Origin of the sequence: Mucilaginibacter sp. SG538B, from assembly GCF_013376065.1 — a bacterium.
GTDB lineage: Bacteria > Bacteroidota > Bacteroidia > Sphingobacteriales > Sphingobacteriaceae > Mucilaginibacter > Mucilaginibacter rubeus.
The window spans coordinates 176,846-202,171 of sequence record NZ_JABMJI010000005.1; the positions used below are offsets into that span (position 1 = coordinate 176,846).

Annotated in this window: 30 protein-coding genes and 1 pseudogene; 15 read left to right on the forward strand and 16 right to left on the reverse strand. The window is 47.6% G+C overall.

The annotated features are described in order from the left end of the window. Window positions 1-9: 9 nt before the first annotated feature. Window positions 10-1,029: a hypothetical protein gene (locus FHW88_RS24295; RefSeq protein WP_176628246.1), complete on the reverse strand. Its 1,020-nt coding sequence runs from the start codon at window positions 1,027-1,029 to the stop codon at window positions 10-12. Between the two features lie 1,338 nt (window positions 1,030-2,367). Here FHW88_RS24295 and FHW88_RS24300 point away from each other — a divergent pair. Both FHW88_RS24300 and FHW88_RS24305 read left to right on the forward strand, forming a co-directional pair. Next, window positions 2,368-2,820 (forward strand): DinB family protein, encoded by a 453-nt coding sequence (locus FHW88_RS24300; RefSeq protein ID WP_176628247.1) that lies wholly within the window; start codon window positions 2,368-2,370, stop codon window positions 2,818-2,820. 199 nt (window positions 2,821-3,019) lie between these two features. Further along, window positions 3,020-3,175, forward strand: coding sequence for a hypothetical protein (locus tag FHW88_RS24305; protein ID WP_176628248.1), 156 nt, complete (start codon window positions 3,020-3,022; stop codon window positions 3,173-3,175). A gap of 64 nt (window positions 3,176-3,239) precedes the next feature. Here the strand turns inward: FHW88_RS24305 and FHW88_RS24310 are convergent, their stop codons facing one another. The 13 genes and pseudogenes from FHW88_RS24310 to FHW88_RS30345 form a co-directional block, all read right to left on the reverse strand. After that, entirely contained in the window at window positions 3,240-3,560 is a 321-nt protein-coding gene (locus tag FHW88_RS24310) for a hypothetical protein (protein ID WP_176628249.1), read from the reverse strand. A 13-nt stretch (window positions 3,561-3,573) separates the two neighbouring features. Continuing rightward, entirely contained in the window at window positions 3,574-4,608 is a 1,035-nt protein-coding gene (locus tag FHW88_RS24315) for a hypothetical protein (protein ID WP_176628250.1), read from the reverse strand. Between the two features lie 316 nt (window positions 4,609-4,924). Next, the gene (locus FHW88_RS24320; protein ID WP_255485421.1) at window positions 4,925-5,524 is read right to left on the reverse strand and encodes a Crp/Fnr family transcriptional regulator; all 600 of its coding nucleotides are present in this window, start codon (window positions 5,522-5,524) and stop codon (window positions 4,925-4,927) included. Window positions 5,525-5,743: 219 nt separating this feature from the next. Next, window positions 5,744-6,271, reverse strand: a complete 528-nt coding sequence (locus FHW88_RS24325; protein ID WP_176628251.1) for a GNAT family N-acetyltransferase — start codon at window positions 6,269-6,271, stop codon at window positions 5,744-5,746. Window positions 6,272-6,286: 15 nt separating this feature from the next. Next, a complete protein-coding gene (locus FHW88_RS24330; RefSeq protein ID WP_176628252.1) occupies window positions 6,287-6,496 on the reverse strand; it encodes a hypothetical protein in 210 nt (69 codons plus the stop codon). Between the two features lie 269 nt (window positions 6,497-6,765). Beyond that, a complete protein-coding gene (locus FHW88_RS24335; protein WP_176628253.1) occupies window positions 6,766-7,455 on the reverse strand; it encodes a hypothetical protein in 690 nt (229 codons plus the stop codon). Window positions 7,456-7,774: 319 nt separating this feature from the next. Further along, on the reverse strand, window positions 7,775-8,017 hold the full coding sequence (locus tag FHW88_RS24340) for a hypothetical protein (protein ID WP_176628254.1): 243 nt from the start codon (window positions 8,015-8,017) through the stop codon (window positions 7,775-7,777). A 112-nt stretch (window positions 8,018-8,129) separates the two neighbouring features. After that, the gene (locus FHW88_RS30460) at window positions 8,130-8,273 is read right to left on the reverse strand and encodes a DUF1810 family protein (RefSeq protein ID WP_176628255.1); all 144 of its coding nucleotides are present in this window, start codon (window positions 8,271-8,273) and stop codon (window positions 8,130-8,132) included. Continuing rightward, a complete protein-coding gene (locus FHW88_RS24350; RefSeq protein WP_176628256.1) occupies window positions 8,270-8,470 on the reverse strand; it encodes a hypothetical protein in 201 nt (66 codons plus the stop codon). The genes FHW88_RS30460 and FHW88_RS24350 overlap by 4 nt, the downstream gene beginning before the upstream one ends. Window positions 8,471-8,568: 98 nt before the next feature. After that, window positions 8,569-8,772, reverse strand: a complete 204-nt coding sequence (locus tag FHW88_RS30240) for an HAD hydrolase-like protein (RefSeq protein WP_255485422.1) — start codon at window positions 8,770-8,772, stop codon at window positions 8,569-8,571. Then, window positions 8,756-9,349 (reverse strand): hypothetical protein, encoded by a 594-nt coding sequence (locus FHW88_RS24355; protein WP_255485423.1) that lies wholly within the window; start codon window positions 9,347-9,349, stop codon window positions 8,756-8,758. Before FHW88_RS24355 ends, FHW88_RS30240 begins: the two co-directional genes overlap by 17 nt. A 48-nt stretch (window positions 9,350-9,397) precedes the next feature. After that, window positions 9,398-10,426 (reverse strand): amidohydrolase family protein, encoded by a 1,029-nt coding sequence (locus tag FHW88_RS24360; protein WP_218117291.1) that lies wholly within the window; start codon window positions 10,424-10,426, stop codon window positions 9,398-9,400. A 332-nt stretch (window positions 10,427-10,758) separates the two neighbouring features. After that, a pseudogene (locus tag FHW88_RS30345) lies at window positions 10,759-10,854 on the reverse strand (hypothetical protein); the annotation flags it as partial. A gap of 51 nt (window positions 10,855-10,905) precedes the next feature. Here FHW88_RS30345 and FHW88_RS24370 point away from each other — a divergent pair. Together FHW88_RS24370 and FHW88_RS24375 are read left to right on the forward strand one after the other, a co-directional pair. Further along, window positions 10,906-11,145, forward strand: a complete 240-nt coding sequence (locus FHW88_RS24370; RefSeq protein WP_176628257.1) for a hypothetical protein — start codon at window positions 10,906-10,908, stop codon at window positions 11,143-11,145. Window positions 11,146-11,156: 11 nt separating this feature from the next. After that, window positions 11,157-11,645 carry a hypothetical protein gene (locus tag FHW88_RS24375; RefSeq protein WP_176628258.1) on the forward strand — a complete coding sequence of 163 codons (489 nt, stop codon included), beginning with the start codon at window positions 11,157-11,159 and terminating at the stop codon, window positions 11,643-11,645. A gap of 69 nt (window positions 11,646-11,714) precedes the next feature. Here FHW88_RS24375 and FHW88_RS24380 read toward each other — a convergent pair whose 3' ends face one another. Further along, window positions 11,715-12,137 (reverse strand): hypothetical protein, encoded by a 423-nt coding sequence (locus tag FHW88_RS24380; protein ID WP_176628259.1) that lies wholly within the window; start codon window positions 12,135-12,137, stop codon window positions 11,715-11,717. Between the two features lie 102 nt (window positions 12,138-12,239). On the opposite strand from FHW88_RS24380, the gene FHW88_RS24385 reads away from it, so the two are divergent. Continuing rightward, window positions 12,240-12,836, forward strand: a complete 597-nt coding sequence (locus tag FHW88_RS24385; protein WP_176628260.1) for a UPF0758 domain-containing protein — start codon at window positions 12,240-12,242, stop codon at window positions 12,834-12,836. 118 nt (window positions 12,837-12,954) lie between these two features. Further along, window positions 12,955-13,551: a hypothetical protein gene (locus FHW88_RS24390; protein WP_176628261.1), complete on the forward strand. Its 597-nt coding sequence runs from the start codon at window positions 12,955-12,957 to the stop codon at window positions 13,549-13,551. 124 nt (window positions 13,552-13,675) lie between these two features. On the opposite strand, the gene FHW88_RS24395 is transcribed toward FHW88_RS24390, so the two are convergent. Next, entirely contained in the window at window positions 13,676-13,945 is a 270-nt protein-coding gene (locus FHW88_RS24395; protein ID WP_176628262.1) for a hypothetical protein, read from the reverse strand. Window positions 13,946-14,029: 84 nt separating this feature from the next. Between FHW88_RS24395 and FHW88_RS30350 the strand changes: the two genes are divergently transcribed. From FHW88_RS30350 to FHW88_RS24440, 9 genes are all read left to right on the forward strand, one after another. Further along, entirely contained in the window at window positions 14,030-14,989 is a 960-nt protein-coding gene (locus FHW88_RS30350) for a toprim domain-containing protein (protein WP_176628263.1), read from the forward strand. A gap of 189 nt (window positions 14,990-15,178) precedes the next feature. After that, window positions 15,179-15,583 carry a plasmid mobilization protein gene (locus FHW88_RS24405; RefSeq protein WP_255485424.1) on the forward strand — a complete coding sequence of 135 codons (405 nt, stop codon included), beginning with the start codon at window positions 15,179-15,181 and terminating at the stop codon, window positions 15,581-15,583. A gap of 17 nt (window positions 15,584-15,600) precedes the next feature. Beyond that, on the forward strand, window positions 15,601-16,860 hold the full coding sequence (locus tag FHW88_RS24410) for a relaxase/mobilization nuclease domain-containing protein (protein WP_176628264.1): 1,260 nt from the start codon (window positions 15,601-15,603) through the stop codon (window positions 16,858-16,860). Between the two features lie 118 nt (window positions 16,861-16,978). Further along, window positions 16,979-18,961 (forward strand): conjugal transfer protein MobC, encoded by a 1,983-nt coding sequence (mobC, locus tag FHW88_RS24415; RefSeq protein ID WP_176628265.1) that lies wholly within the window; start codon window positions 16,979-16,981, stop codon window positions 18,959-18,961. A 178-nt stretch (window positions 18,962-19,139) separates the two neighbouring features. After that, window positions 19,140-19,391 (forward strand): hypothetical protein, encoded by a 252-nt coding sequence (locus FHW88_RS24420; protein ID WP_176628266.1) that lies wholly within the window; start codon window positions 19,140-19,142, stop codon window positions 19,389-19,391. A gap of 454 nt (window positions 19,392-19,845) precedes the next feature. Then, entirely contained in the window at window positions 19,846-20,802 is a 957-nt protein-coding gene (locus tag FHW88_RS24425; protein WP_176628267.1) for an MBL fold metallo-hydrolase, read from the forward strand. Between the two features lie 444 nt (window positions 20,803-21,246). Then, entirely contained in the window at window positions 21,247-21,609 is a 363-nt protein-coding gene (locus FHW88_RS24430; protein ID WP_176628268.1) for a hypothetical protein, read from the forward strand. Between the two features lie 570 nt (window positions 21,610-22,179). Continuing rightward, window positions 22,180-22,947 carry an alpha/beta hydrolase gene (locus FHW88_RS24435; RefSeq protein ID WP_176628269.1) on the forward strand — a complete coding sequence of 256 codons (768 nt, stop codon included), beginning with the start codon at window positions 22,180-22,182 and terminating at the stop codon, window positions 22,945-22,947. A gap of 297 nt (window positions 22,948-23,244) precedes the next feature. Next, window positions 23,245-24,696 (forward strand): porin, encoded by a 1,452-nt coding sequence (locus FHW88_RS24440; protein WP_176628270.1) that lies wholly within the window; start codon window positions 23,245-23,247, stop codon window positions 24,694-24,696. Window positions 24,697-25,326 lie beyond the last annotated feature (630 nt).

The window sequence follows — 25,326 nt, forward strand, 5'->3', positions numbered from 1 at the left end:
AGGTGTTTATTATTTTTCCTTTTGGACCAGATTGATGTAGGCGGCCAGTTTAAACGGATTGACCCCCGCATGGTCGATGCGCTGTAGCACGAGGCTGTAAGACTTGCCGTCGTATTCAAAATCCAGCGTCTTTTGCAGGCTGAAACGGCCTTCGTCGGGCACGCTGACCGGGTTGCAGGTGCTGCCCATTTGGTAGCACACATTTACCTGCGCGATACCGGCATCACTTTTCAGGTCACTCAAAGCTACCTTGAATTGATCAAAAAGGATATAATACCCTTTTTTGACCCAAAAGATGGGATAGGTTTTGATGCCTGACGCGGTCGTTTTATTGGTGGTCACTGCGGCCTGATCCGTTACCGAACTGCTGATGTCGGCGGATGACTGCACTGCCGGCCTGAGATCAGGCGGCGCGGCAGCGGTAGAAGCTTTGGTCACCTGTTCGATCTGTTGCTGGGCCTGCTGCTGGACGGATGCGCTTTTATTGTTCAACTGCGCCTGTAGCCTGATCAGCTTCGCGTCGTCATCGTCCAGTTTTCGCGTTACGGCACGGGCTTGAGGATCGTTTTGATCATAATGTTTGTCTGCTTGACGGATGGTTTTCTGATTTTTGTAGATATCGTAGTTCAAAGTTTGCGTTTGGTCACATATTCGCTGAAAACTGTCAACGGCCGCCTGTAGCCGGCGGTTCTGGTCGGGCACTTCAACGGAGCCCATCAGGCAGGCAATGGAATCTTTTTTGCGCAGGATATGGTTGGAGGCGTATTCGCCCCGTAACTGCGCTAACCGGCTTCTGGCGTTGTCCGATTGCGCGGTAGCATGATCGTAGGTTTTCATCAGGTAGGTCGAACCCAAGGATAGAGCGGCTGCGAAAACAGCCATGATTACCAGGCGGACGGTTTCCCCCCAGGACTTGCGCCGGGCCGTTCTGCGATCTTCCTCGTAGCTCGAAATCTCCAGGGCAAGTTTGATCCGCTCCAGTTCTTCTTTCGGCGTCTTCAATAATTCGTCGTCATCGGGCAGTTTCATGATAATAAGGCGGTTATGAAAGTTAAATATACAAAATATTTTATTTCATAATTATTAATAGGCTAAAAAACAGCTAAATACGCGGATCTGGTAGCAGATAAGTATTTTAGGCGCCCCTGTTGGACAGCGTTGTTCCGGAAAGCAGCTCGCTTACCGAGCATAACCGGCCAGGCGTCCCAAGCAATGCCATGGAATTTTCGTTATACATGATATGACCGCTTGGCGCTTCGAACTCCAGCAGGGGCTGGTTAATGTGGATGAGCCGGTAAATTTCGGCCTGTTTACTTTTTTTTTCGTCTGCCCAAAAGCTACACCACCAAAAGATATGAGATCGGGCTCACCATCAATAACGTGTTTGGCGTAAAATGGAAGGAAACCCAGTTTGAAACAGTAACCCGTTTAAAAGGTCAGAAGCCAGTAGATGGCATTGCCTCTACGCGGGGACAAAGTTTTTGGCTTTGGGACATTTTGCTTACAATTTCTAATTATGAATCTATTAGGCTGATAATGAAAAGTAATCCTTAGGATAAGAAAATTACCCGCATCCTTGGTGTCAGAAAAGGGGCAATAATGACCTAAAAGAATTTTTTAAAAAAACATCCTAATTTGGCGCCGAAATCTCATAACCGACTGATGAGCAATGACTAATTGCAATCTGTATCGAAGTTTACAATTGCGCACTTTAAAAATTGTTTTCTATGCAACGATACCACAATCAAAGTTAACAACTTGCCTAAACCGTGGTATTAGTTAATTTTATCTTATTAAGCGAGATTCAATATAAAATCGACCTTTCAGTATACATAGTTTTTACATAAGTATCTTTAAATAACGACAACATCAGGCTCACAAAAGCGCCATTAAAAAAGTTGCCAATAAGGATTGACAAGTTGCCTAAAAGTGAACCCTGATTGGATCGAACCTGTATAAAAAAACGTTAAACAACTATTATGAACTTTTCTGCGTTGGCTAAAAGTGATCATCAAATTGAACGACGTTTTCAGGTTCGACATAAAACGGGTTAGATATTCCGAAACCGGCATTAATCATCAAATAAGGCCACAAACTTGTTAAGGTCATCTATAAATTGGTTCGTGGGGACGACGGGTTTGAGTGCTATTTTAGGCAAGTTGTCAATCCTTATCGACAACTTTTTTATGGATTGAGTAATTGTGGATAACCGACTCTACCTCTTGAGATAGTCACTATATGGAGCGATAGAATGACAGATCATGCATCGCATCCCCCGATCACCACATTCGTACGCCAGAGAACCCGATAACCTGCAATGCCCTTGTTGATACCGGTTGCTATTGCTACCTTGTAAAAAAAACAAATATGCTTACCGATATTTTGCAATCGCTCTTATGCCGCGACCTGAATAAACTGAAAGAAGAATTGGAACTTTACCGGGATGAAGCCAACATCTGGCATATAGACGGCAGCATTCTGAATTCAGCGGGTAACCTGTGCCTGCATCTGGTTGGCAACCTCAATACTTATATCGGCGCAATTCTCGGCGACTCCGGCTACGTCCGTAACCGACCGGAAGAGTTTTCATTGAAATATATACCCAGAGATGAGCTTGTTCTTAAGATTGAGCAAACGATCGTCGTTATCGAGGCAACACTACCGCTTGTCACTGATGCTCAAATGCAAAGCGAATACCCGCAGGAAATAAACGGTGGCAAACAAACTACCGGTTATTTTCTTGTTCACCTCGCTACGCACCTCAGCTATCACCTGGGGCAGGTCAATTATCACAGGCGGCTTCTTGACCGTAAAGAATGATACTTAGTAAATAAGTCAGAACAATTTCGCTTCCCCGCTGCGTTTTCAATATCTCGCGGGAACTTAGCTTGAAGTTTGACTTTGCTTTCCCATGGCCCGTACTTTTTCAATATGGGGCCGGTATTCATAGTGTGTGAAGACGACCTGATAGGCGGCGCTTGTTTCAGTAAGGCCTCAGCCAGGTGCAGCCGCACGCGGTATGGACAACGCCCGGCCTGAAAGTGGCCGGCGAAGCGCAGTAAGCGGCATCACCAACCAGCACTGGCACTCCGTTCAGCCGCCCGGCGTATTGGGATATGCGATACTGGCCTCAAGAATTGCGTCGTCTTCGCTATCCTCATTAAATAGCACCTGACGGAGAGGCAGGATATGGTCTATTACCATTTGCGTAAAACCTGGTGAAACAGTTACTTTTTATACTATTTGTTGGTTTTTTCTTTATAGGGCAGGCGATAGCGTTCACTGAACAACATTTGGGACCATTCCCAGAAGCGCCAGGGCTTGATGGTAAAGCTGCGGTAAAGCCGGTTGTCACCCTGGTCTTTTTCGGGGTGTTTACATAGAAAATGTCCATAAGACCTAACACAGCCTATAAAAGATTTTCCTTTTCCAGACTCTTCTGCATACGTAAATGAAGAATCAAAATTCTGGTATTCATAATTTTCTTGAAAGAAGAAATTGAAGATCGGTAAATTGCTGATAAATACGATTGCTATGATGATAATTAATGCTTTTTTCATTTCAATTCATTATTTAATTACATGGCCCTTTACTAAAAGGAGTAGTTCCACCCGTAGTATTGACATTTGGATCGCCTTTTTGTTGCGCGATACTGCTACCGAGCGCTGCGGGCGCGGGTACCGGGTGGGCGGGGTATAGGGATGAATAAGCAAAAGGGTTGGGGATTATGACGTTGCCAGCCAGGCAGGCACTGTTAACAAAACTGGTGCAGTTGAATTCAGTGATGTCGTACGTGGCGGGCGGGTTACTGATGTAATTGACGATCCTGTTGAAGTTTTCGGCCGTGACCTGGTAAGTGATGCTCACATTGTATTCGAGGTCGCCGCCGTTGTCGACGATTTTGGATGGGGCATGCATTTTATCGAGGCCGCTGGCGTCGGGGTAAAAGCCGACGGTCTGAGTAATGCTTGTACGGCCATTGCTTTTGGTCAGGCTGATGGCGGTATGGCCCACGCTGTTTGGGCCTACATTGAAGGTGGTGCCGGGCCAGGGTTCCTGAACGTATATGGTGATTTTCATGATCGCACCGTTGTCCGGCATATTTTGAAAGCATTTCATGAAATCTTTGGGATTGATCCCATTTTTATTTTCGTCCGGGAGATTGGAGGGCTCCGGTGCGGAAGCCGGGGCGGCGCCTCCGCCGGCCGTTGGCGCGGCCGGCTGTCCGCTGAATGGATCTGGGCTCCCCGGGCCGTCACCGCTTCCCATGTCCAGGAAGTTGACTGCGCAGAGCCTTTCGGAATAAATGACCGCGTTTCCATCGCCGTCGACATAATTATTATCCGTCCAGCCGCAGGTGACTACGGGTTCGAGCCTGTCGGCTTTGAGGGGCTTTGCTGCGGGGGGGAGCGGTTTGATCTCTCCGGCGAGTTTGCCGGTAACGTAGATCCTGCCGTACAACAAATGGTAGGTGGGATCATAGGTAAACACCCTCCCGGTGAAATCTGCCTGGCTGATCTGCTTTTTACGCTGGAGATAGATCACATCGGGGATGATCTCCAGGATCCGGCTGTTTATTTTTCCGTCTTTGTTTTTATAAAATATCATGGACCGGTAGCCAAGGCCGAGGGAGTCGAAGCGGGGCCTTCCGGGGAAACCGACCAGCCAGTAGGGGTTAGGCTTGGCAGCGATATAGATGGCTTTATCCCAATAGAGATGACGCCTGGTATCAGTTTGACTTGCTTTGACTTGCTCAAGGCTGAGGCTTGCCGTTGCTGTGGTTGTTTCCTCCGGTCGCCGGGTTTCTTTCCGGCAGGCTAATAAGAGGAACAGCAACAAGGTGAAGTAGCTTGTTTTTGTTTTCATATTGCGGTGGTGTCTGAACAAAATTGGGGTATTGTTCCGGAGAATAATTTGATTTAAATCAAATATCTCTCCTGGCCCGGATCCGGCTAAGGGTCTCTAGCGTGATGCCGAGAAAGGAAGCGATCTGGCCCAAAGAGGCGTGCTGGGTGATATCGGGCTGTTTTTGCAGCAGCAGTTTATAGCGTTCGGCGGGTTGTTTGTTACGCAGTAAAATGGCGCGCTCCTCGGCCATGATGTAATACTTTTCGGTAACGAGCCGGCCATGGAAATTATATTCGGGGAACTCGGCATATATGATCTGCAGCTGGTCCCAAGTCATCGACAAAAGCGTGGAATCTTCGAGGAGTTCGATATACTCGGCAGCGGGTTGCTGGGTATAGAAGCTATAAACTGAGATCATCAGGTCATATTTGCTCATGAACCAGGTCGTATGTTCCCGACCTTCGCGGTCCAGGTGATAGGCGCGGGCGGAACCTTCGGCGATAAAATAGATCCGCCGGGAAATCTCGCCTTCACGCAGGAGCAGGTGTTTTTTCTTGTATTGCCTGGTGATGATAAAATCTTCAAACCGTTTCCGCAGTGCACCCGATAAGGGCGCGATCATGGTCAGGATCTGGAAAAGCATGTCAAGTGCTGTCGGCTGGTCAATATTATCCATAATAATTTGATTAAGATCAAACCGTCGGATATTACAGGATTTAGCTTTTGATTAACAGATAATAAGTTGAAGTTAATAAATTATATTTTATAATAAATAATTATTATAAAAATAAGTGAAATGATACGGTGCCCGGGGCGTATCTATCATATATCATGTGGCAGGTAATTTGCCATCCAGGCTCCCCGGGGGAAAAAGTACTTCAAGTTGCCGGGCAATTTAAAACAGGTAAATATCCTGGAGCGCATCAAACTTTCCCTGAAGCCGGAAGCCCGAACGTTTCAGTACTTTATGCGCCGCCAGGTTTTGCCTGTTGACCACCGCGGCAAGCTCGTCTATGCCCTCGTTTCGGAGATGCGCTGCGACCTTTGGCAATAAACGCGACATCAATGCATTGCCCCTGGCGCTGCTTTTTAGATAAAATTCAATAAAATACGGATATTTTGTTAAGCGGTAATGGTCCCGGGCTACACACGGCGGTATCAGGTCAATAATACCCATAAGGGTGCCGGTCCCTTTTGACCGGATCAGATGTACCTGGTTGCGGCCGGAATGAAAGTTCAGGAGGGCGGTGTTCAGCCAGCTTTTTGCCGCTGCTACGGAACCCAGCTTTTTTTCTGGCAGGAATTGCAGGGTAAGTTCATCAGAAAGCAACTGATAGATTTCCCCGGCCAGCTCCTCATATTGTTGCAGGTCGCTTGCCCCCAGCGGGGCGATACGATAGCTCTCGTTTTCTATAGTGGTCATATACTCATTGCAGCATTACAACTGAGTTAGGGCGGTAACCGGCCCGCGGGATACCCCATCATTCTGCGCCCCCGGTAAGCTGCATTGGCTGTCTTTGATCATGGAGTGAGTCATGCTTTTTAACAACAGGATAATCAACCCGGTTTTGCAGCGGTCTGAGGCGTCGTTCGGGGTTCCGAAGGTGTGATCATTACATTCAAGGCTGTTGCATAAAAGGTGTACCATAACAAGCGGCTTAAATTATGGGTTTTTTTTTAACCGCTCAAACAAATTTATCGGCGTTATCGTGCAGACTGGGGCAAGCGCCTACGGATACTTCTTAGCTTCAGCAAGTTGCGCGGATGCAGGCATGTCAGTATTTGTTTGCCCTTGACGTTTCTTCCTGCGCTATCGCCCGGTCGGCTGGTGCGGGAAAAGCGTAAGACAAGGAATGTAAATGATATGATCTTCAACAGTGCTGTCGCAGAAAAGAAACCAGCCGCTTTATGGCGCTCTCAATAGTTTTTGATTCGTTTGATCAGTTGCTCCAGCGCGGCCGTGGCCACCTGTTTGTCCCTGTCTTCCATTTTCATCGTGCTGCTCCTGGCGCTTTTCCAGGAGAAATCCTGCATCCTTTCGGTGGAAAGATACGGCGTTATACTGCGCAGTACGAGACTGAAGGACCTTGCGGTCAGCAGCCTGGTATCATCTGCCGCCTTGAGTATAATGGCGATTTGATCTACGCTAAGCCTGCATGTCACTTTGTAAACGGGGGGTGTTCTTTCGGTTGTACAGGCATGCCGGACGGAGTTAGTTGGAGGACAATCAGTAAGATAACGGGCGTATCGCCGTTGGAATTGCGTTTGTAACTGCCCGAGCTCAATAAGGACCTGCCCGCAAAAGGCATTGAGCGGATCGTCTTCCGGGTAAGCGGCCATGTTGACCATGGCCTGCCGTTTGAGTTCCTCTAAGCAGTCCTGGTAATGCGTCAACATGGTACTTACCTTTTTGGAACTGAGTAAAGAAAAAGCTTGTGATTTCAGGTTTTTCCAGACGCTGCTGGTTTCTGACCGGAGTCGGTGCTGCCAGCCTGTTAGTTCCTCCTGTTTAATCCGGGATCCAGCCGGATGTTGCGGGTTGAGGTCTTTGCCGATTACTTCATCAAGCCAGTCAAAGGGGTAATGTGCCAGGTCCTTGTTTTCCATATCCATATTTTAAAAGATGGTCGCGGAGGTTTCCTAATTTTTTCCTGATTTTTATAAGATTGTCGTAGCGCCGGTACTGTTCGCCGGCGCTTGCTGCTATCAAAGTTAGGCAGGGTGGGGGTAGTGTCGGTTGATCGAGATCAAATTTTGATATAACCGGTTTTGCATTCGTTATTAGTGCCCTGATCGTTTGTAACAGGTGTTTTTTGCCCCTGGGAATGCTGGTTTCCAAGTGTGCAATAACACTGTCGCTACCTCTTGAATAAACGTGCGGCGGGTCATAGAGATTTCGGGCTGGTACGCCTGATCGCGCTTCACACTACGGCATTTGATTTCGATCAAGAATAAGCTCAGCGCTGCTATGGTTATTTCGCAGCCGCGGCGTCAGCACCTCTTTGTCATACATATTTTGTACTGTCTGTTTCGAGGGTGCCGTTGCCATGAACTTTTGCAGGAGGTCATCACGCTCCCCGGGCTGAACAAACCCGGAAAATATTCCAAAAAATTGGTGGGCAGGCCCCTTGCTTTGTCCCGCCTCCGCAAATAATGCCGGTTGTTCCATTATTCCCCCAGTGGTTTTTACGTAAGGTAATCTTCAGGTTTTCTGAAGACAGGGATGGTTGCGAAGGAAATTTACTCACTTCGGTCCGTCGGGGTCTGGATTGATCCCGTGCTTAATGTGCGCGCGTTTCAAGACCGGCGACCTGCGGAAAGATATGCCACATCCAGTGCCTGCATTTCCGGCCGCGACGGGGCCCGGCTAATGCGGTCGCGTAATTTCGCTGCTGCGCGTCCGGAAACCAGTGCAGACCGTTCATTGTTTTGCTTCTTCTTTGGGCACTTCTTCCGGGTGTTCCTCAAAATGTTTGCGCGCATGCGACAGCCCGGTGGCGATAGCCTCGCCTTCGTTACCGGTAGACTTTAACACTTCGTTCGCGATCTCGACCGCTTTATCGCGCAGGTATTTGGGTTGGTTCTTATAAGATGGCGGGTAGTCGCCGTTATACCAGGGCATAGCTCCTCCTTTTTAAAAGGACAACAACAGGAATAAAGATTGGTTTCCCGTCGCCGGAATGATTGATCCGGGAAGGCGCCGATCAGCGATTAGTTGCATTACTTCCACCAGTCGAGCGGGAACCGGATATCCTTGACCGCATCCACCACGAGGCTTGGTTTGTAGCCATAATGGTTGAGCTGATCTTTATCCGCAATGCCTGACAAAACCAATATGGTTTTATAGCCCATATAGATGCCTGCTTTGATATCGGTTTCCATGGTATCACCCAGCACGGTGGTCTGTTCAGGGGAGAGTCCCATGTAAGCGCTGGCATAGCGCATCATGACGGGGCTGGGTTTCCCGATCACAAATGCATGACGGCCGCTGCCTTCCTCGATCATGGCGGCCGTAGCTGCGATACCGAGGTTGTTCCAGCCTTCCCCTGCGCGGTGAGGGATCTCGGTTTGTGGTGATGAACCTTGCACCGGCGATAATCATATCCACGGCTTTATGCACCATCTTCAGATCGAATTGATATCCCTCGCCCAAAATGACAAAGTCGGGTTGTCTGTCGACCAGCCTGATCCCGGCATGTTCCAGGCTTTTGAGCAGGCCGCCCTCGCCCAGCACATAGGCGCTGCAGCCGGGAAATTCGTCTTTCAGGAAGGCGGCGGTTGCCATGGCGCTGGTATAAATGTGATCTTCAGTGATTCCTTTGACGCCCACGTTTTCCAGTTTTTCGACGGCTTCCCGGCGGGATCGCGAACTGTTGTTCGACAGGAAAATAAAATCGATCTTTTCTTTGAGCATCCGCGCGACAAAGCGGTCCGCATCTTTGATGAGTTCTTCGCCGGCGTAGATCACGCCGTCCATATCGATCATGAGTCCTTGTTTCATTTTCTTGATGATTTGGTGTTTGGGCAAGAGGTATACACGATCGCTGGCTCAGGTGTTTAATTTTAATAACCTGTCGGCATTGCCGTGGGCGAGTTTGGACAGGTCGGCATCGGGCAGATCGATCCGGCGAAAAAATTCCATACCTTGCTCGTTGGTACTGAAGGGGTAATCTATGGAAAACATCAGGTTGTCGATGCCGAAAGTATCCAGCGCGATTTGTAGGGGTGGCAGGGTAAAGAAGCCGCTGGTGGTGATATGAACCTGCTGGCGCAGGGTATCACTTAGCTTGCGCTGGTTGGCGCCGCCCGCGCCTGGCTGAAAGGCCCGCTCTGACCTGGCCATCTGGAAAGGCAGCATTTCACCCATATGACCGATGATGATTTGCAATTTGGGGTATTGATCGAAGATGCCGGCATAAACCAGGCGCAGGATGTGGAGCGCGGTTTCAGCATGCCAGCCCCAGCCATAGGCAGCGAGGGCTTCCGCTATGCCAGCATGATTGGGCAGGCCGCTGTAATAAATATCTGCGACGCCTTTAGGCGGCAGGCCGGGATGCAGATAGATAGGCACATCCAATTTTTCTGCACGCTCCAGTATAAGGCCAAATCCGGGATGATCCAGGAACTGGTCTTCTGTCAGTCCACGGATCATAGCACCCCGAAAATGATGTTCTTTTACTGTTCGCTCCAGTTCATCGGCGGCGGCAGCCGGCGCAGTCATCGGCAAATGGGCAAACGCGTTGAACCGCGTTTCATAACCCCTGATCCTTTCTGCGATCAAATCATTATACTGCATGGCAAATGCCGGGCCTGTATCTTCGGCCAGCAGGTTGGCGCCCGAACTGTCCACCGATAATATCTGCATGCTGATGCCATTGGCATCCATGGATGTTAAACGGTCCCCGGTGATATCCGCCAGTTTGGGTACCAGCTGTTTCATTCTTTCGTTTTGACCAAACCCACCTAGTTTTTCCGTAGGTATCTGGCCGGCCATTTCCGGAAACGAGAGGTGTTCTTCAAGTGTAACGATACGCATGTCCAATAAACCAAGACCAGGAGCTGATTGTTTGAGGGGCATCAGTACGTTCTTGAAAGCGACCAGACTTGGCTGATCTTATACAATGCGTCGGCCATTGACGGCCATTTCCATAAACCGTCCAGCGGTGTACAATCTGACCGGTCTGGCCAATGAGGCTGTGGAACCCGAAGCCGAACCCGTTTACGACATAACAAATGGAGAAATTCCCGAGCCTGTTGTACCTCGTTATAAGATGGCTTTATGACCACACAGCGTTACAATGCCGGTGTGCTGTTGTTCAACACTTTCCAGATGGCCTTGCCCGGCATTGGGAAGCTGACACCCTTCGTGCTGCCTTTAACACCGGCATCCTGACCAAAATAATACAGCGGATGACCGTTGTATGCTAATTGAATCTTGCCGCTTGCCTTGGTTGTGGTGAACAGCGTCTTATCAATTAGGCTCGGAATACTGCCAATAGTTGGTATTTAAACGGATAAATATTGATATGCCTGTTATATTTTGCACCGCTTTCATTGATGAATAAGGTCATGCGGCTGGAACTTCGTAAAGGCATGAATTTGGAAAACCAACTCTTGAAGCGTCTTGATCCACAATACGGACAGTTTGAAGTAATCTGGGGATATATGAAACAATTGACCGATCATATTAAACCTTACCGGAATCATTTGGCGCATAACGGATCAGTCCAACATACAGATCTTACCTTATTGAATGTGCATTATACTTACGGGATAGGGAAGCCTCAAAAAGGTTGATGCGCTTCGTTATGAGGCGGCAGCAATGGTTTTTGAATAGCATTTTGGCTGACCGGAAGAAGGATATAGAAAACCGGCAAACGGTTTTCTGGACTTTTGCCAATAAAAAAGTGTTAAAGTCGGATTTTGAGGATTACCAGCTTCCTTACCTGGAACGTGTTATCGCAGATGGCTTTCTTCAGGTTAACGATATGGGGGTAGTCGAAATGGTTGATCCGGTGAAGATTTTTATTGCGGGGAAAGTCCGTGAAAACGGGGATATCAGCTACTGGCATGTTGCTGAACCTTTCCGCAAGGTATTGGATCGGCTGATCGCCGAGGGTTTACTCGAAGTATCGGACAAGCTGTTTACCAGGGATGAGGTTAGTTATCTCAATTTTCATCTGAATATGAAGGGGGTCAGCAACAGCAAGGATGTGCGTAATAAATACATGCATGGCTCCTATGAGCAGGACGCGAAGAATCAGCAAGTCGATTATTTATATTTTCTGCGGACGTAGATCCTGATCCTCATCAAGCTTCGTGACAATGCTGTTTTGAAGCGTAGGTGGTTTTCGGATTGATTTTAATCAGCAGAAGATTTCCTGTACGTTTTCCTCGATGTAAACCCTGCCGGTGGAGGTGATATGATACCCATAGTCGAAGCAGAAGTTAAAGGTGCCGACTTCTGGCATTTCGTACTGGCTGGTAAAATATTTCAGGTTAAGGCCTTTGCCGAGCAGGTCGCGGAGCATGTAGGGTTCGTCTTTGTAAAGACTGTGCATCATCAGTAGCTCCCGGTTGCTTAATAATATTTCATAGATCTTCCGGAAGTTGGGGCTGTCCCGGTGGTCTGCTTCGGGTTCCTTTTGGTTGCCCTTGCGCCTGCGGTTGTTATAGGCGGTCCGGCAAATGTCATTGCAGAATTTGCGGTCGTCACGGCCTGCGCCAAGCGGCTGGCCGCATTCAAGACATGTTTTCTCATTTATGCTATGGGGGGCATCAAGTGTCATTGATCGCTGGGTTTGAAATGTTTATAATCGTTTAAATAACAGTGTTGTGTCTTTTTTGATTGATTTACTGTGGAGTTTTGTGCTTTACTAATTCAAACGGTCATGGAAAAAGCACAGCACGCAACAAGTTATCCCAACCTGGCGAGTGAAAATTTCGCTCATGGGAAGAAGCGTTATTTTATCGATGTGAAGAAGGCGGCGAATGACAGTCATTTTTTGCTGATCACCTCCAGTGAGCAGTATGGAGAAGGTGAATATCACCGGCAGACGGTCCAGCTCTGGGAAGAGGATCTGGGGATGTTTGTAGAAGGTTTGACGATGGTGCTGCGCCGGTTGGCACATGGCGACCTGGCTACTGCGGAACCGGCGATGAAGCTGGTCAAAGATGTTACGGGTATGGAGGCCATGGCGCTGGAAGACCGGCCACGGGAGAAGCTGCATGCTTTTGGGGCAGCTGCGCTAAGTAATACGGAGTTGCTGGCGATCTTGTTTTGTACGGGCAGTTCAGAACTGTCGGTGCTGGATTTGTGCGGACAGGTGATGGCATCTATCAGTGATGAGGCGGCGGCTTTGAGGACGATGGCGACGGAGCAGCTGTGCGCATTTAAAGGCGTTGGTGCGGCAAAAGCGGCCACGTTGCTGGCGGCGCTGGAGTTGGGACGCCGGGCGTTCACTTCGTCCATCAGCCAAAGTTTTTAGGGCAGGCAAGGGTCGCGCGGGCACAACCTGTCCGTCAAGGGTCTATGAACCGGGGCTTTGCCCCGGCCCTTGACAGACAGGCCGTGCCGCGCGGTTGGGCCTTAAAAAACTTTAGCTTATGGAAAAGTTCGCATTGATCCTGCAATCCCGGCCCGACATCGATGAGCGGCTCGCCGGGCGCCTGGTGCCTTATGAGTATGAAATATTGAATGAAATTGCGGCTGCTATCCATGCGGGCAACCTGGAAACATTGCAATGGTTCGCAGGTTTTGGCGATAGCCTCAGGGCGATATTGATGAATGTTCATGCTTACCGGAAGGGGGCGGAATTCGGTTTTACGGAGATCGCGTTTGATCAATATGGCTGGTTTGTCCGCCCGCGGTTTTTGGATTATGAAGTCGTAAAGTTAGGGAACACCGCCCTTTATGGCGAGTATAGCGAGATCCGAATTGGTCGCGGTGTTAACGGGATCTGGTCGTTTGCTTTGAGTTACCGCTTTGGCTGCGCAGGCGGCGGATCTGCCTTATCTGTTTATGATCCGCCGTTTGCGAGCCGCGAGGCTGCGCTGACCACTGCGCTTAGTAAGCTGAAAGTGATGTTTACTGAAAAGATTGGTGCAACAGATACGACTAATTACAAACAGGATGTGATCTTAAAAACTTTGAAAGCCATTGAAGGGGCACAGGTTAACATGGTACAATTGAGCCTCTTTTAGGGGCTTGATTTTTTATTCTTCTTTCGTCAATAAGGTGATCCGGCAGATTAATGAACGGATATTGGCTATCCGTTGGCAAGGCTGATTGATGGTAATTAAAAGGGGTGGTTGCCCACCCCTGATTTTAAAATAATTTGATCTTTTCGCTCAATTCTTTGAGCCCGGCCTTTTTCAGGCATTCATCAGAAAAGTTCCTGAGTTCTTCTGCATCTGCCGGAGGAACCAGGGCCAGCAGGTTGGCTTTTGCCTGATCGGGTTGCAGGCCGTTTTCGATCACGCTGCTGAATAGTAATACAACCTTTCGACTAACCTTAAGATCGATTTTTACGCCTTCATTCATCCCCGGTGTACATAACAGGGTTTCGTACACCGTTCCCAACACATCTTTTGCCATGTCGTAAAATTTAAATGGTTAAATAATGGGACAAAGCTAAGGGGTAGCATCGAAACGATCCTGTTCAAAATTTAGTCGGGATGTGTGGATGTCGTTTGGCCGCTTTACTTTTGGTTGTTCGTGATGATGGAGGAGATGGATATGGAAGCGGAACGGATGTCATTGGATCAGATCAGGGCACTGGATATAGTGGCCTGGCTGGCGGGTCTGGGCTTTGAGCCGGAAGTGGTGAAAAAGGGTTATGAGTACTGGTACCGGTCGCCTTTACGGGAGGAGGCGGACGCGAGTTTTAAGGTTAACCAGCGGCTGAACCGCTGGTATGATTTCGGGCTGGCTGCGGGTGGCAACCTGGTGGATCTGGGGTTGCGTTATTTTGGCTGCACGGTTAGTGAATTGCTGGTGCGGTTTAATAATGGCGAGGGCGCTGGCGGGCAGGTGTTGCACATCAGGAAGCCGGTGGTTGCGGAGCCGCAATTGGTGGTTAATGATGTACGGCCGATCTTTTCTTTTCCGCTCAAAAATTACCTGCATGAGCGGGGTATCCCGGTGGCGGTTGCGGATGAGTTTTGTATGGAGGTTCGCTATAAGGTGGGCGGTCACGAATTGTATGGCATCGGGTTTAAAAATGATGCCGGGGGGTATGAGATCCGGAGCAAGATCGCTAAGTGCTGTTGCTCGCCAAAAACGATCACAACTTACAATTTCGGGGCACCTTCGGTGCAGGTTTTCGAGGGCTTTTTTGATTTGCTTTCCTGGCGGGTATTGCACCCTTATGACGATCCCCGGGCGACGAACCTGGTGGTGCTGAACAGTGCGGCTTTGTTCGGGCGGGCGCTGCCTTTCCTGGAATCGCATGAGCGGGTGCATTTATGGCTGGACAATGATGCGACGGGCAAGCGTTACCGGAACGAGGCCCTGGCTTTGGGAAAGCGTTATTGGGATGAGAGCGGTTTTTACAGCCAGTTTAAGGATTTAAACGAGTGGCTCTGCCGTAAGGGGTTGGTGCCGGAACAGCGTCAACGCCTGAAGGTCGGCGGTTTGTGAAGCGGACAGGTGGTTTATTCTTTTTCCCCTCGTCTGCCCATGGGTTGAGTTTGCCTTGTGCGCAAACGGCAAGATGTATAGTTGTCTTACAACTATTTCCTGCCGCCCTCGGAACTCGGGCGCCTTCGCGTGGAGAAATTGAGCTGTTATAGGGTGTTTAGACTGATTTTGGGCTGTTTTTGATTGGATATGATGGATGAAGTAAACGCGCAGAAAAAGACGGGCCGGTGGCGGGTGATCAATTTTCGGCTAACGACCGAGGAGTATGATTTGCTGTCTGGGCGCTGGAAGCAAACGACGCTGAAAAAGCTGAGTGCTTATGTCCGGCAGGTATTGTTCGGTCGGAAGCTGACGGTGAAAACGCGCAATGTTTCGGCGGATGAGCTGGTGGCGGAATTGGTGCTGCTGAAGAAAGAGCTGAATGCTATCGGCGTGAATTTTAACCAGGCGGTACACCGGCTGCATACGCTCGATCATGCGCCGCAGATGCAGGATTGGCTGCAGCGCTGGGATGTGGATAAGGTGGTTTTATTTAAGCAGTTGTCGGCCATATATGCGCGGATGGCGGTGATCGAATCGGCATGGTTGCAGTGATCCATAACAGCACTTCGATGGCCCGGGTGATCAGCTATAATGAGCATAAAGTTAAAACGGATCAGGCCGACCGGCTGGAGGCTTCGGGCTTTCTGAAACATCCTTCTTTATTGGGTTTTACGGAGTTGCTGCGGCGCTTTGAAAAGCTGACGGAATTGAACCAGCGGACGAAGGTAAACAGCCTGCATATCTCGCTGAATTTCGATCCTTCGGAGCAGCTTTCGGAAGACAAATTGCTGGCGATTGCGCGCGACTACCTGGAGCAGATCGGCTTTGGCGAACAGCCGTTTTTAGTCTACCGGCACCGGGATGCAGGGCATCCGCACCTGCATTTGGTGACAACGAATATCCGGCCGGATGGCAGTGCGATTACGCTGCATAAATTGGGTGTGAATAAGTCGGAGCCGGCGAGGCTGGCAATGGAGGAAAAGTATGGCTTGGTGCCGGCGGAAAGTAAACAAAGACGGGCCGTGTTGAAGCCCGAGGTTGTCGATGCCGCGCGGGTATTGTATGGGAAGTCGGAGACGAAAAAAGCCATTGGTAGGGTGCTGAGTTTTGTGCTGAAGGAGTACAAGTTCGCGTCTCTGCCGGAATTGAATGCGGTGCTGGGTTTGTATAACGTGGTGGCCGATCCGGGTGCAGTGGATAGCCGGGTCAGGCGGCATGAGGGGCTGGTGTTCCGCGTGCTGGATGCGGAAGGGAATAAAGTGGGTACAGCGGTTAAGGCGAGCCTTTTTGCGGGTAAGCCTGTTTTGAAAGACCTGCGGGCTATGTTTGAATGGAATAAGGTTAAACCGGTTGAGGGGCAACGGCATTTGCGGACCGTTATCGACCTGGCTTTGTCGGGTAGAGAGCTGGAATTGGATGCGTTAAAAGCGGTTTTGAAAAAAGAGGGTATTGACCTGGTTTTGCGGCAGAATGAGGCAGGGCTGGTTTACGGGATCACGTATGTGGATCATGTTCATCGGGTGGTGATGAATGGTAGTGAGCTGGGAAAAAACTATAGTGCCAAAGCGATGCTGGAGCGCTGCAAAGGTCTGGTTGCGAGCGAGGGGGAAAAACAAAGCGGCGAGGCGCAGCGGCCGGGTGGCGGGGCATGGCGGGTCGGCGAACCGGGGCGCGGGCATGGTGGATATGTGGGGGCTGGCGAGGGGAAAAAAGAACCTGCGGCCGGGTTGGTGGAGGTATTGCTGGATACCGGTTACCAGCCGGAGGCGATGGACTGGGAGTTGAGGCGCAGAAAGCGTAAGAAAAAAAGGCGTTTGTCGCCGGGGTAGTTCGGGAGTTTTTTGGGTTTTGAAGAGGCCGTTTTTCCGGTGAGGAAAAGCTGGCAGGCTATTGTTGTGCCCAAATTTTCGGGTGAGAGTTGAGGATTGATCAGGTGAGGAGGATAAGATGCAGACGGGAGAGAATGATCAGGCCATGCGCCAGATCCTGGATATGACGCGGCTGATTGCAATTGTGCTGTTGGCTTTACACTTTTATGTGGTTTGTTATGGGGCGTTTGCCGGATGGCGGCTGACGGCGCCATTAGTGGACCGCATACTCGAAAATGTGGGGCGAACGGGTTTGCTGGATGGGTTTAACCGGCCTAAGTTTTTCGCGCTGGGGTTCCTGGTGATCGCGCTGATCGGGGTGCGGGGGAAGAAGGATGAAAAGCAGACCTGGAAGACGGCGGCGCTTTTTCTGGCGGTTGGGCTGGTGCTGTTTTTTGGGAGTGAGCTGGTCTTGCTGATCAGAGGTAGTTTGGAGTTGGTAGCCGCTGGCTATATGGGGCTTTGCGGGTTGGGGTTCCTGCTGTTTTTGAGCGGTGGGACGATGCTGTCCCGGATCATCCGGGACAGGCTTTCGGGGGATATTTTTAACCGGGACAACGAGACTTTTCCGCAGGAGGAGCGGCTGCTGGAAAATGAGTATTCGGTGAACCTGCCGACGCGTTACCGGTTGCGGGGGAAATGGCGGGTTGGCTGGCTGAATATTATCAACCCCTTCCGTTCGACGGCGGTGATTGGCAGTCCGGGGGCGGGTAAGAGTTATTTCCTGATCCGGCATTTTATTACGCAGCATATTCGCAAGGGCTTTGCGATGTTCGTGTATGATTTCAAGATGCCCGACCTCTCGGTCATCGCTTATAATACCTGGCTGAAATATAAGGGTGGGTATAAGGTCACGCCGGATTTCTACAGTATCAATTTTGATGACCTGGCGCACAGCCATCGCTGCAACCCGCTGGATCCTTCGGCGATGCACGATATCACGGACGCGGTGGAATCTGCGCGGACGATCCTGCTGGGGCTGAACCGGGAATGGGTGAAAAAGCAGGGGGACTTTTTTGTGGAATCACCGATTAACTTTTTGACAGCGATTATCTGGTTTTTGCGGCGTTACCAGGGCGGTGAATTTTGCACGCTGCCGCATGTGGTCGAGCTGATGCAGGCGGAATATGATAAGCTTTTTACGGTATTGCGGACGGAGCAGGAGATCGATGTGCTGATCAATCCTTTTGTCAGCGCTTACCTGCGGGACGCGGTGGAGCAACTGGAGGGGCAGATCGCTTCGGCGAAGATCACCATGTCGCGTATCGCTTCACCGCAGTTGTATTATATCCTGTCGGGCAACGAGTTTACGCTGGATATCAATGACCCGGCCAAGCCAAAGATCGTTTGTATGGGGAATAACCCGCAGAAAATACAGATCTATGGGGCGGTGTTGTCGCTTTTTGTGAACCGCTTGCTGAAGATCATCAACCAGAAAAACCGGTTGAAGTGCAGTTTAATTTTAGATGAGTACCCCAGCCTGGTGGCTGATGTGATCGCTACGATTGCGACCGGGCGAAGTAACCTGATCAGTACCTGTTTGGGGATACAGGATGCCAGTCAGTTGCGCAAGGAGTATGGCCGTGAAGCGGCGGATGTGATCATGAACATCGTGGGCAATATGGCGGTTGGCCAGGTGGCGGGTGATACGGCCAAAATGGTTTCCGAAAAGATCGGGCGCATTATGCAGGACAGGGAAAGTTTATCCATCAACAGGAGCGATACGTCGATCAGCCGGTCGAAGCAGCTGGAGGCTGCGGTGCCGGCCTCACGGATCTCGGCGTTGAGTTCCGGTGAATTCGTTGGTTTGGTGGCGGATAACCCGGATGAGAAGATCGAACTGAAGGGTTTTCATTGCGAGATCGTCAACGATCATGAGGCCTTGAAAAAAGAAGCGGATGCATATCAGCCGATACCGGCTGTTCGGGTGATCAATGCGGGTATTGTCCAGCGCAATTATTTGCAGATCAAACAGGATGTTCGCGAAATTATAGAGGAGATATTTGAGCGGTTGTTGAATGACCCGGCAAAGGTGCATCTGGTGATCAGGAAGGCTAAATAATATCTAAATTTCGATGCCTTATTGGATAAACCAATAGCACAGATCCCTCTTCGTTCATTTGCTTTCTTTTCCTAATGGCTTGAAATCAAGCACTAAAAGTGGTCATTTTTAAATTGGCCGAACGGGCTAAATCAGGTGTGGTTTAGCCAATTATGTCACTAAGCAACAGATAAAAATATTGGTATTTTCGGAAGGGATTACTTTTAATAAAAAAGAAGACGTTCGAACCCCGAGAAAAAATTTACTTTTTTTAAATCTCGCTTATTTTCAGAAAATTACAAGCAATAAAAAAAGCGGCATTCCTGAATTAAACCTGGATTTTGCCGCTTTCGCCTATGTAGTAGAGGGAAACGGCAAAAGTTCGGACATCCATGCGGATATTGAAGCGATTATCGACGCTAAGAATTCAATTGAAAATATTTGTAATTAGGGCGGTGTAATTAATTCAAATTGTAGAATAACACATGTTTAAATATTAAGATGATTACGCTTAAAGGACATTTGGTTCCCAGAAAGCACCTAGTATTTTCGTAGGATATATTGCTAGGTGGGTTGGGTAATGTAGGAAATATTTTATTAGTTAGTCCGAGGCTTGGATCAAATCAGCTTATCAATACGGATAAAAGCTTAATAATGATCGCGGAATAGTTTGAGATTAATCTTGTTTGAGCTCGGATGCCGATGATTGGGGATTGGAATAGGCTAAAAGATTTATAAATTATTTAATAGCTGATATAATTAATGTGATTAGAATTAAGGTAATCGCCAGATTAAATTTGATGTGTTAGCCGATCGTATATAAGGAATCGAATGGCTAGTTAAAAATGATTAACCGGCAGCGTTTTAAACCATAAAAAAGCGAAGGTTTTACTTAACAAAGATTTATGAATAGTCAATATTTAATCAAGATCAACCGTCGCAAATTCATAAGTAATGCGAGTCTGATCACCGCAGGTTCTTTAATGTTTCCAAAGTCGATTTTTGCACAGCAGCAGAACCCTGTGGTTGCTATAACAAATGCTGCGAAAACAGCAAGAATCACAGTGACAAAATTGCGTGGAAATATTTCCATGCTTGACGGTTCGGGCGGAAATATCGCCGTATTATCAGCTGCGGAGGGAAAATTATTAGTAGACACAGGGATAGCAGTTTCACAGCCACATATCCTATCCGCTTTAAACAGCATAAGCAAGCATCCAATTCAATATGTGATCAACAGCCACTGGCATTTCGACCATGCTGATGGCAACGAATGGCTCCATGAAACTGGCGCAACAATTATTGCTCAGGACGTTACAAAGAAGCATCTATCGAAGACAACCCGTGTGGAAGACTGGGATTTTACCTTTCCGCCACATTCTGCCGCAGGCTTGCCATCAATAGTTTATGACAATGAATATCATCTTCAGTTTAACGGCGAAAAAGTATCTGTTAAAACTTATCCGCACGCCCATACTGACGGAGACAGCTCCATATTTTTCGCGAATGCCAATGTTTTGCATACTGCGGACACATTCTGGAATGGCTATTATCCATTTATTGATTATTCGACCGGCGGAAATATAAGTGGCATGATTGCAGCAGCTAAAATCAACATAGACCGGACAACAAACGAAACGCTTATCATTCCCGGACATGGTCCGATAGCCAAAAGACAACATTTGATTGAATTTCATGACATGCTTACCGCCATATTTTCAAAAATTCAAACGTTAAAAAAACAGGGAAAGTCCCTTCCGGAGGTTTTAGCATTAAAACCAACTGCGGCATTTGACGCAAAATTTGGCGGATTTGCTATAAACGGTCAATTTTTCACACGTCTCGTTTACAAAGGTGCGTGAGCTGGCAATGCATCTATTATTGTAATGATCGCAGGCCATACAGCGCCCTTTATTAATCATTTGTGATATCGTTTTGGGTTAACGGATCGGTAAATCTTTGTAGAGCCATAAACGGGCAGGTCTATAACAATTTTCTGAACGCTTGTTGAATTTAAAGTTACCCCCCGCAAACCTGATCAATAAATGTTACAACTCGTTTATCGGAGTACTTTCTATTAGCAGGTTTTATTATTCGATATTGACTTTGGTGCTGAAGTATGAGATGCGGTTCTCCCAAACCTGAATGATCTGGAGAATGAACCATTGCCGGGAAAATGCTGTCGGGAAATAAGTTAAAACTGATTGAAATTGATGTCGCTGACTTAGTTTGTTTAAACTAATTTGTTTTTAATTGCCTGGTTGCGAACAAGACAGAGGGCGTTTAAAGCATAACAATGTAATGTCGTGATTAGAGCATATTTACTATATACGGGTGATGATGGTCATTCACACGTAAAAACAGGTAGTATTAGCAACAATGCTACTGTACGAGCGGAATATACGCAGTTTAAAGAAACTGAGCCTCATTCGTCCTGGGATTGGCATACAGACCCCGTGCCAAGATATGTGATAAGCATAGCGGGTATCCTGAAGTTTGAAACATTCGTGGGTGAAACTTTTATACTTCAACCGGGAGAAGTACTTATCGCAACCGACAACAATGGTACCGGCCATAAATGGGATATCATGAATGATGAGCCATGGAAACGTGTTTACGTCGTTTTTAAAGAGGGCGAAAACTTACATTTTTTTCCAGATGAGGAATAATTAGTCTGATTTTATGCAGAGGCGTTTCAATAAATAATTAAACAACCAATCGGTATATTCCGAACTAGCTACCGAGAAGAAAAATGGTTGCTCGTTATTAATTACTTAAATGACAATTGTTATCATTTAAATAATATAAAAAATCACCTGAACAGCCAGAACTTTGGTTAAGAAAATGTTAGCTAAAATAACCGGATATGATCAGCATTCCTGCAATCCAAACTTGGTGTAAGCCATTGGTATACTGTGAAATGAAAGTGGGGAAAACTGTCAAAATAAGGTGTGCGGTTTTTACGAAACTCAGGGTGCAGTGAGCATAGTTGATCTCGTTGTGACCGACCAAATTGTCTCCATTTGAAATCAGGTTTCAGCATAGAAGGTCACATTTAGGTTCGTTATTGGCTGGTAAATAAGCATCTGTTAACTTACAAATGGCTACATGAACAATTTTGTTTTTGCATGCCCCTTCGCAATAAAAGAGCGTCGAGAATTGCTAACCAGTCCCGAGCGGAAAGGCTGTCCACGACCGAACCGAATTTATTCATATCAATATAAATTAATCTTAATGCCATGAAAACTATCAAATTTTATTCTATTCTAATTTTAGTGCTACTATCAACAATGACAACAATGGGACAAACTACGAACAACACCAAACCAACAATCGTTTTTGTACACGGGATTTGGGCCGATGGCTCCTGCTTCAGTAACCAGATAAAAGAGTTACAAGCTAAAGGTTATCCCGTTATGTCCGTACAAAACTCAGTCACTTCACTTGCCGATGACGTAAACGCAACAAAAAAAGCGATAGCGCTGGCTAAAGGAAAAGTCATCCTTGTCGGACACTCCTGGGGTGGCATGGTGATTACCCAAGCCGGTAATGACCCGAAGGTACAGGGTATAGTTTATCTTGCGGCTTACGGGCCTGAAGCTGATGAATCGTTATCCGACGTTTCAAAGAATGCCCCTGCAACTGAACTTATCAAATACCTTATCCCAACGGATGGCACCGTTTTTATTTCAGAAGAAGGCGTGAAGAAAGTATTTGCGCCTGACCTGAATCCACAATTACAATCAATCCTTTACGCAACGCAAACACCTGCTTTCCATACTGTTTTTGACGATAAAAGCGGTGCTCCAGCTTGGAAAAATAAGCCCTGCTGGTTTATCGTTGCCAAAAACGATAAGACTATTCACCCAGACCTTGAACGTTTTATGGCAAAAAGAATGAAGGCTAAAACAATTGAAATTTCTTCTTCCCATGTTATGATGCTATCCCACCCGGATGAGGTTTTAAAGGTAATCGAAGAGGCTGCAACGTATACGTACAACCAATAAACTTTCTTAGATGTTCCGCTTTCTATCATCGGGCGCTGGGAATGTTCAGCTTTGTCAATTATACGGCAAAGCTGAACATCCGTTTGCGTTTTATTTAATTACTTTGAGGTGGGGGATTCATCGAAAGACGCGTTTATTTGTTGCTTGTCCGGCGATTTGCCTGTTGGCACCTCATCCGCCCACCCGGAAAGCTGGCGAATGAGCCAAATAACTTTGATTTAAATTTTGCTTGTTAATTTGGAATGTAATAAACACCGGATTTTTACTAAATATTATGTTCTATAACAGTAGATTGTTATGATCAAGAGCCCAATTACCTGCTTCACCCTTCTTTTTGCGGTATTAATATCCATTTCATTCGATGCTCTCGGACAAGGGGAATCAAGTGACTATAATGAAGGAATGACAGTAAAATTCGACAGCACCGGAAGGAAATACATCCGCTTCATTACATCTGCAACATTTTGGGCAAGACATACTGAGGCAAACCCCGGAACGCTTGTAAATGGTGTCCCTAAACATAGTTGGACTGATTTCAGTCTGAGGCAATTCCGGTTCATAACGATCGGGCAATTGGGACCCCGATTTCTGATCCTTACCGATATCGGGATGGACAATCAAACTTTTTCCTCTGGAGGAACGCCAGGAGGGGGCAGTACCGGCAATGGAGGAAACACATTTAACGGAACATTAGGAAAAAAGCCTGGCATCTATCTACACGGACTAACCAATGAGTTTACACTGATCGCTGATAAAGATATGAAAACAGGTAAATCCAGGTCTTTTTCGCTATATATCGGTTCAGGGCTTCATTATTGGATGGGCCTGAGCCGGATGACCTCTGCAAGTTCCTCCAATTACCTGGCCTTGGACGCTCCCATCTATAACTGGCCAACAGTTGAGCTATCCGACCAATTTGCACGCGCCTTAGGCATTTACTTCAAGGGTAATGCCGGGCCGGTAGTATACAGATGGTCGCTCAATAAACCATTTACAGTACTCTCCAATCCAATTAACTATCCTGTAGGTTCGCCTGAGATCAAATATGCTGTTGACAACAACGCAACGGGTAAACTGGCCACAACCGGGTATGCAGCTTGGCAGTTATTTGACAGGGAAGGCAACCCAATGCCATATACAACGGGGACATATGTTGGAACAAAGAAGATTTTTAATATTGGTGCCGGCTATTACCATGCGGGCGAAGGTACGGTTACACAAGCCGGAAATAGCGCCTCGTCACCGCTTATCCGCCATAATATCAATCTATGGGCGATCGACAGTTTTGCTGACTTGCCTTTTGGAGGCCGTAAAAACTGGGCACTTACAGCATATAGTGTTTACTATCATTATAATTTTGGTCCTAACTATTTAAGGAACGGGGCTATTATGAATGCGAATGTCAGTGAGGATTTTGGCTATACCGGCCACGTTTCCCAGGCAGGGCCTGGAAATAATGCCCCCCTGATCGGGACAGGTTGGAGCTGGTTCACACAGGCCGGCTTATTATTACCTAAAAGTCTGACCAACTCCAATACGCGCATCCAACCTTTCGGCGAATTCAGTCTGCAAAAATTCCAGCGTTATGGTAATGCCAACTTTACATACTGGAGTGCGGGCGGTAATATATTCCTGGACGGACATTACGCCAAGTTAACTATCAAATATCAGACTAGGCCGATCGTGGAAAACAACGTGCAGGCTGCATCAAAAGGCACGTTCATTATCGCTACTCAGATCACTTTATGATCTATATACCTGACCGGTTTCGTTAATTCGCCCAAGGGGCATTACCAGAAATTCGACACTATTTAATAGCAATTCTTAATGATGGGTTGTCTGAAGTAAATTAGATCAAAACATGAAGGTTGAAAATAACGATGGTAACAGAATAGAAACTTATGGTGGCATAGAAAGCCTCAATAGGGAGGACCTGAAAATATATCATTCTGTTTCGAAAAAGCTAACCGCCAGATTTGCGGAATAAATGGAGTAGCCTAAGTACCAGCTTAAAACGAACCGCTTCAGAGTTGGAAATCTCCACATCTGGCGTCGTCCCAGAAGAGTTTATAAATTGAGTGGACAACTACTCCGTTCCTGAATTTTAAAATGCGGACTTATCGGCGACCCAAAAAGAGGATAGCGTCCATGATTGAAATGGCGTGGAAAGAACATGGATGATTACCATTAATTGCTAAGGTAAAATACTGGTATATCGAGAAGTCATTGCTTTTTGTTTCGATTTTGCTGTACCGGTGCTTCGTTTCATGCCTGTTTTTTTTCGCCATTAATCCTGATGTTTACCAATTTGCGCGTTTCGACAACGCTATGACTTTAGCCTGCGTTATGCCATTCGATTTTTCGATATTTAGCTTAACC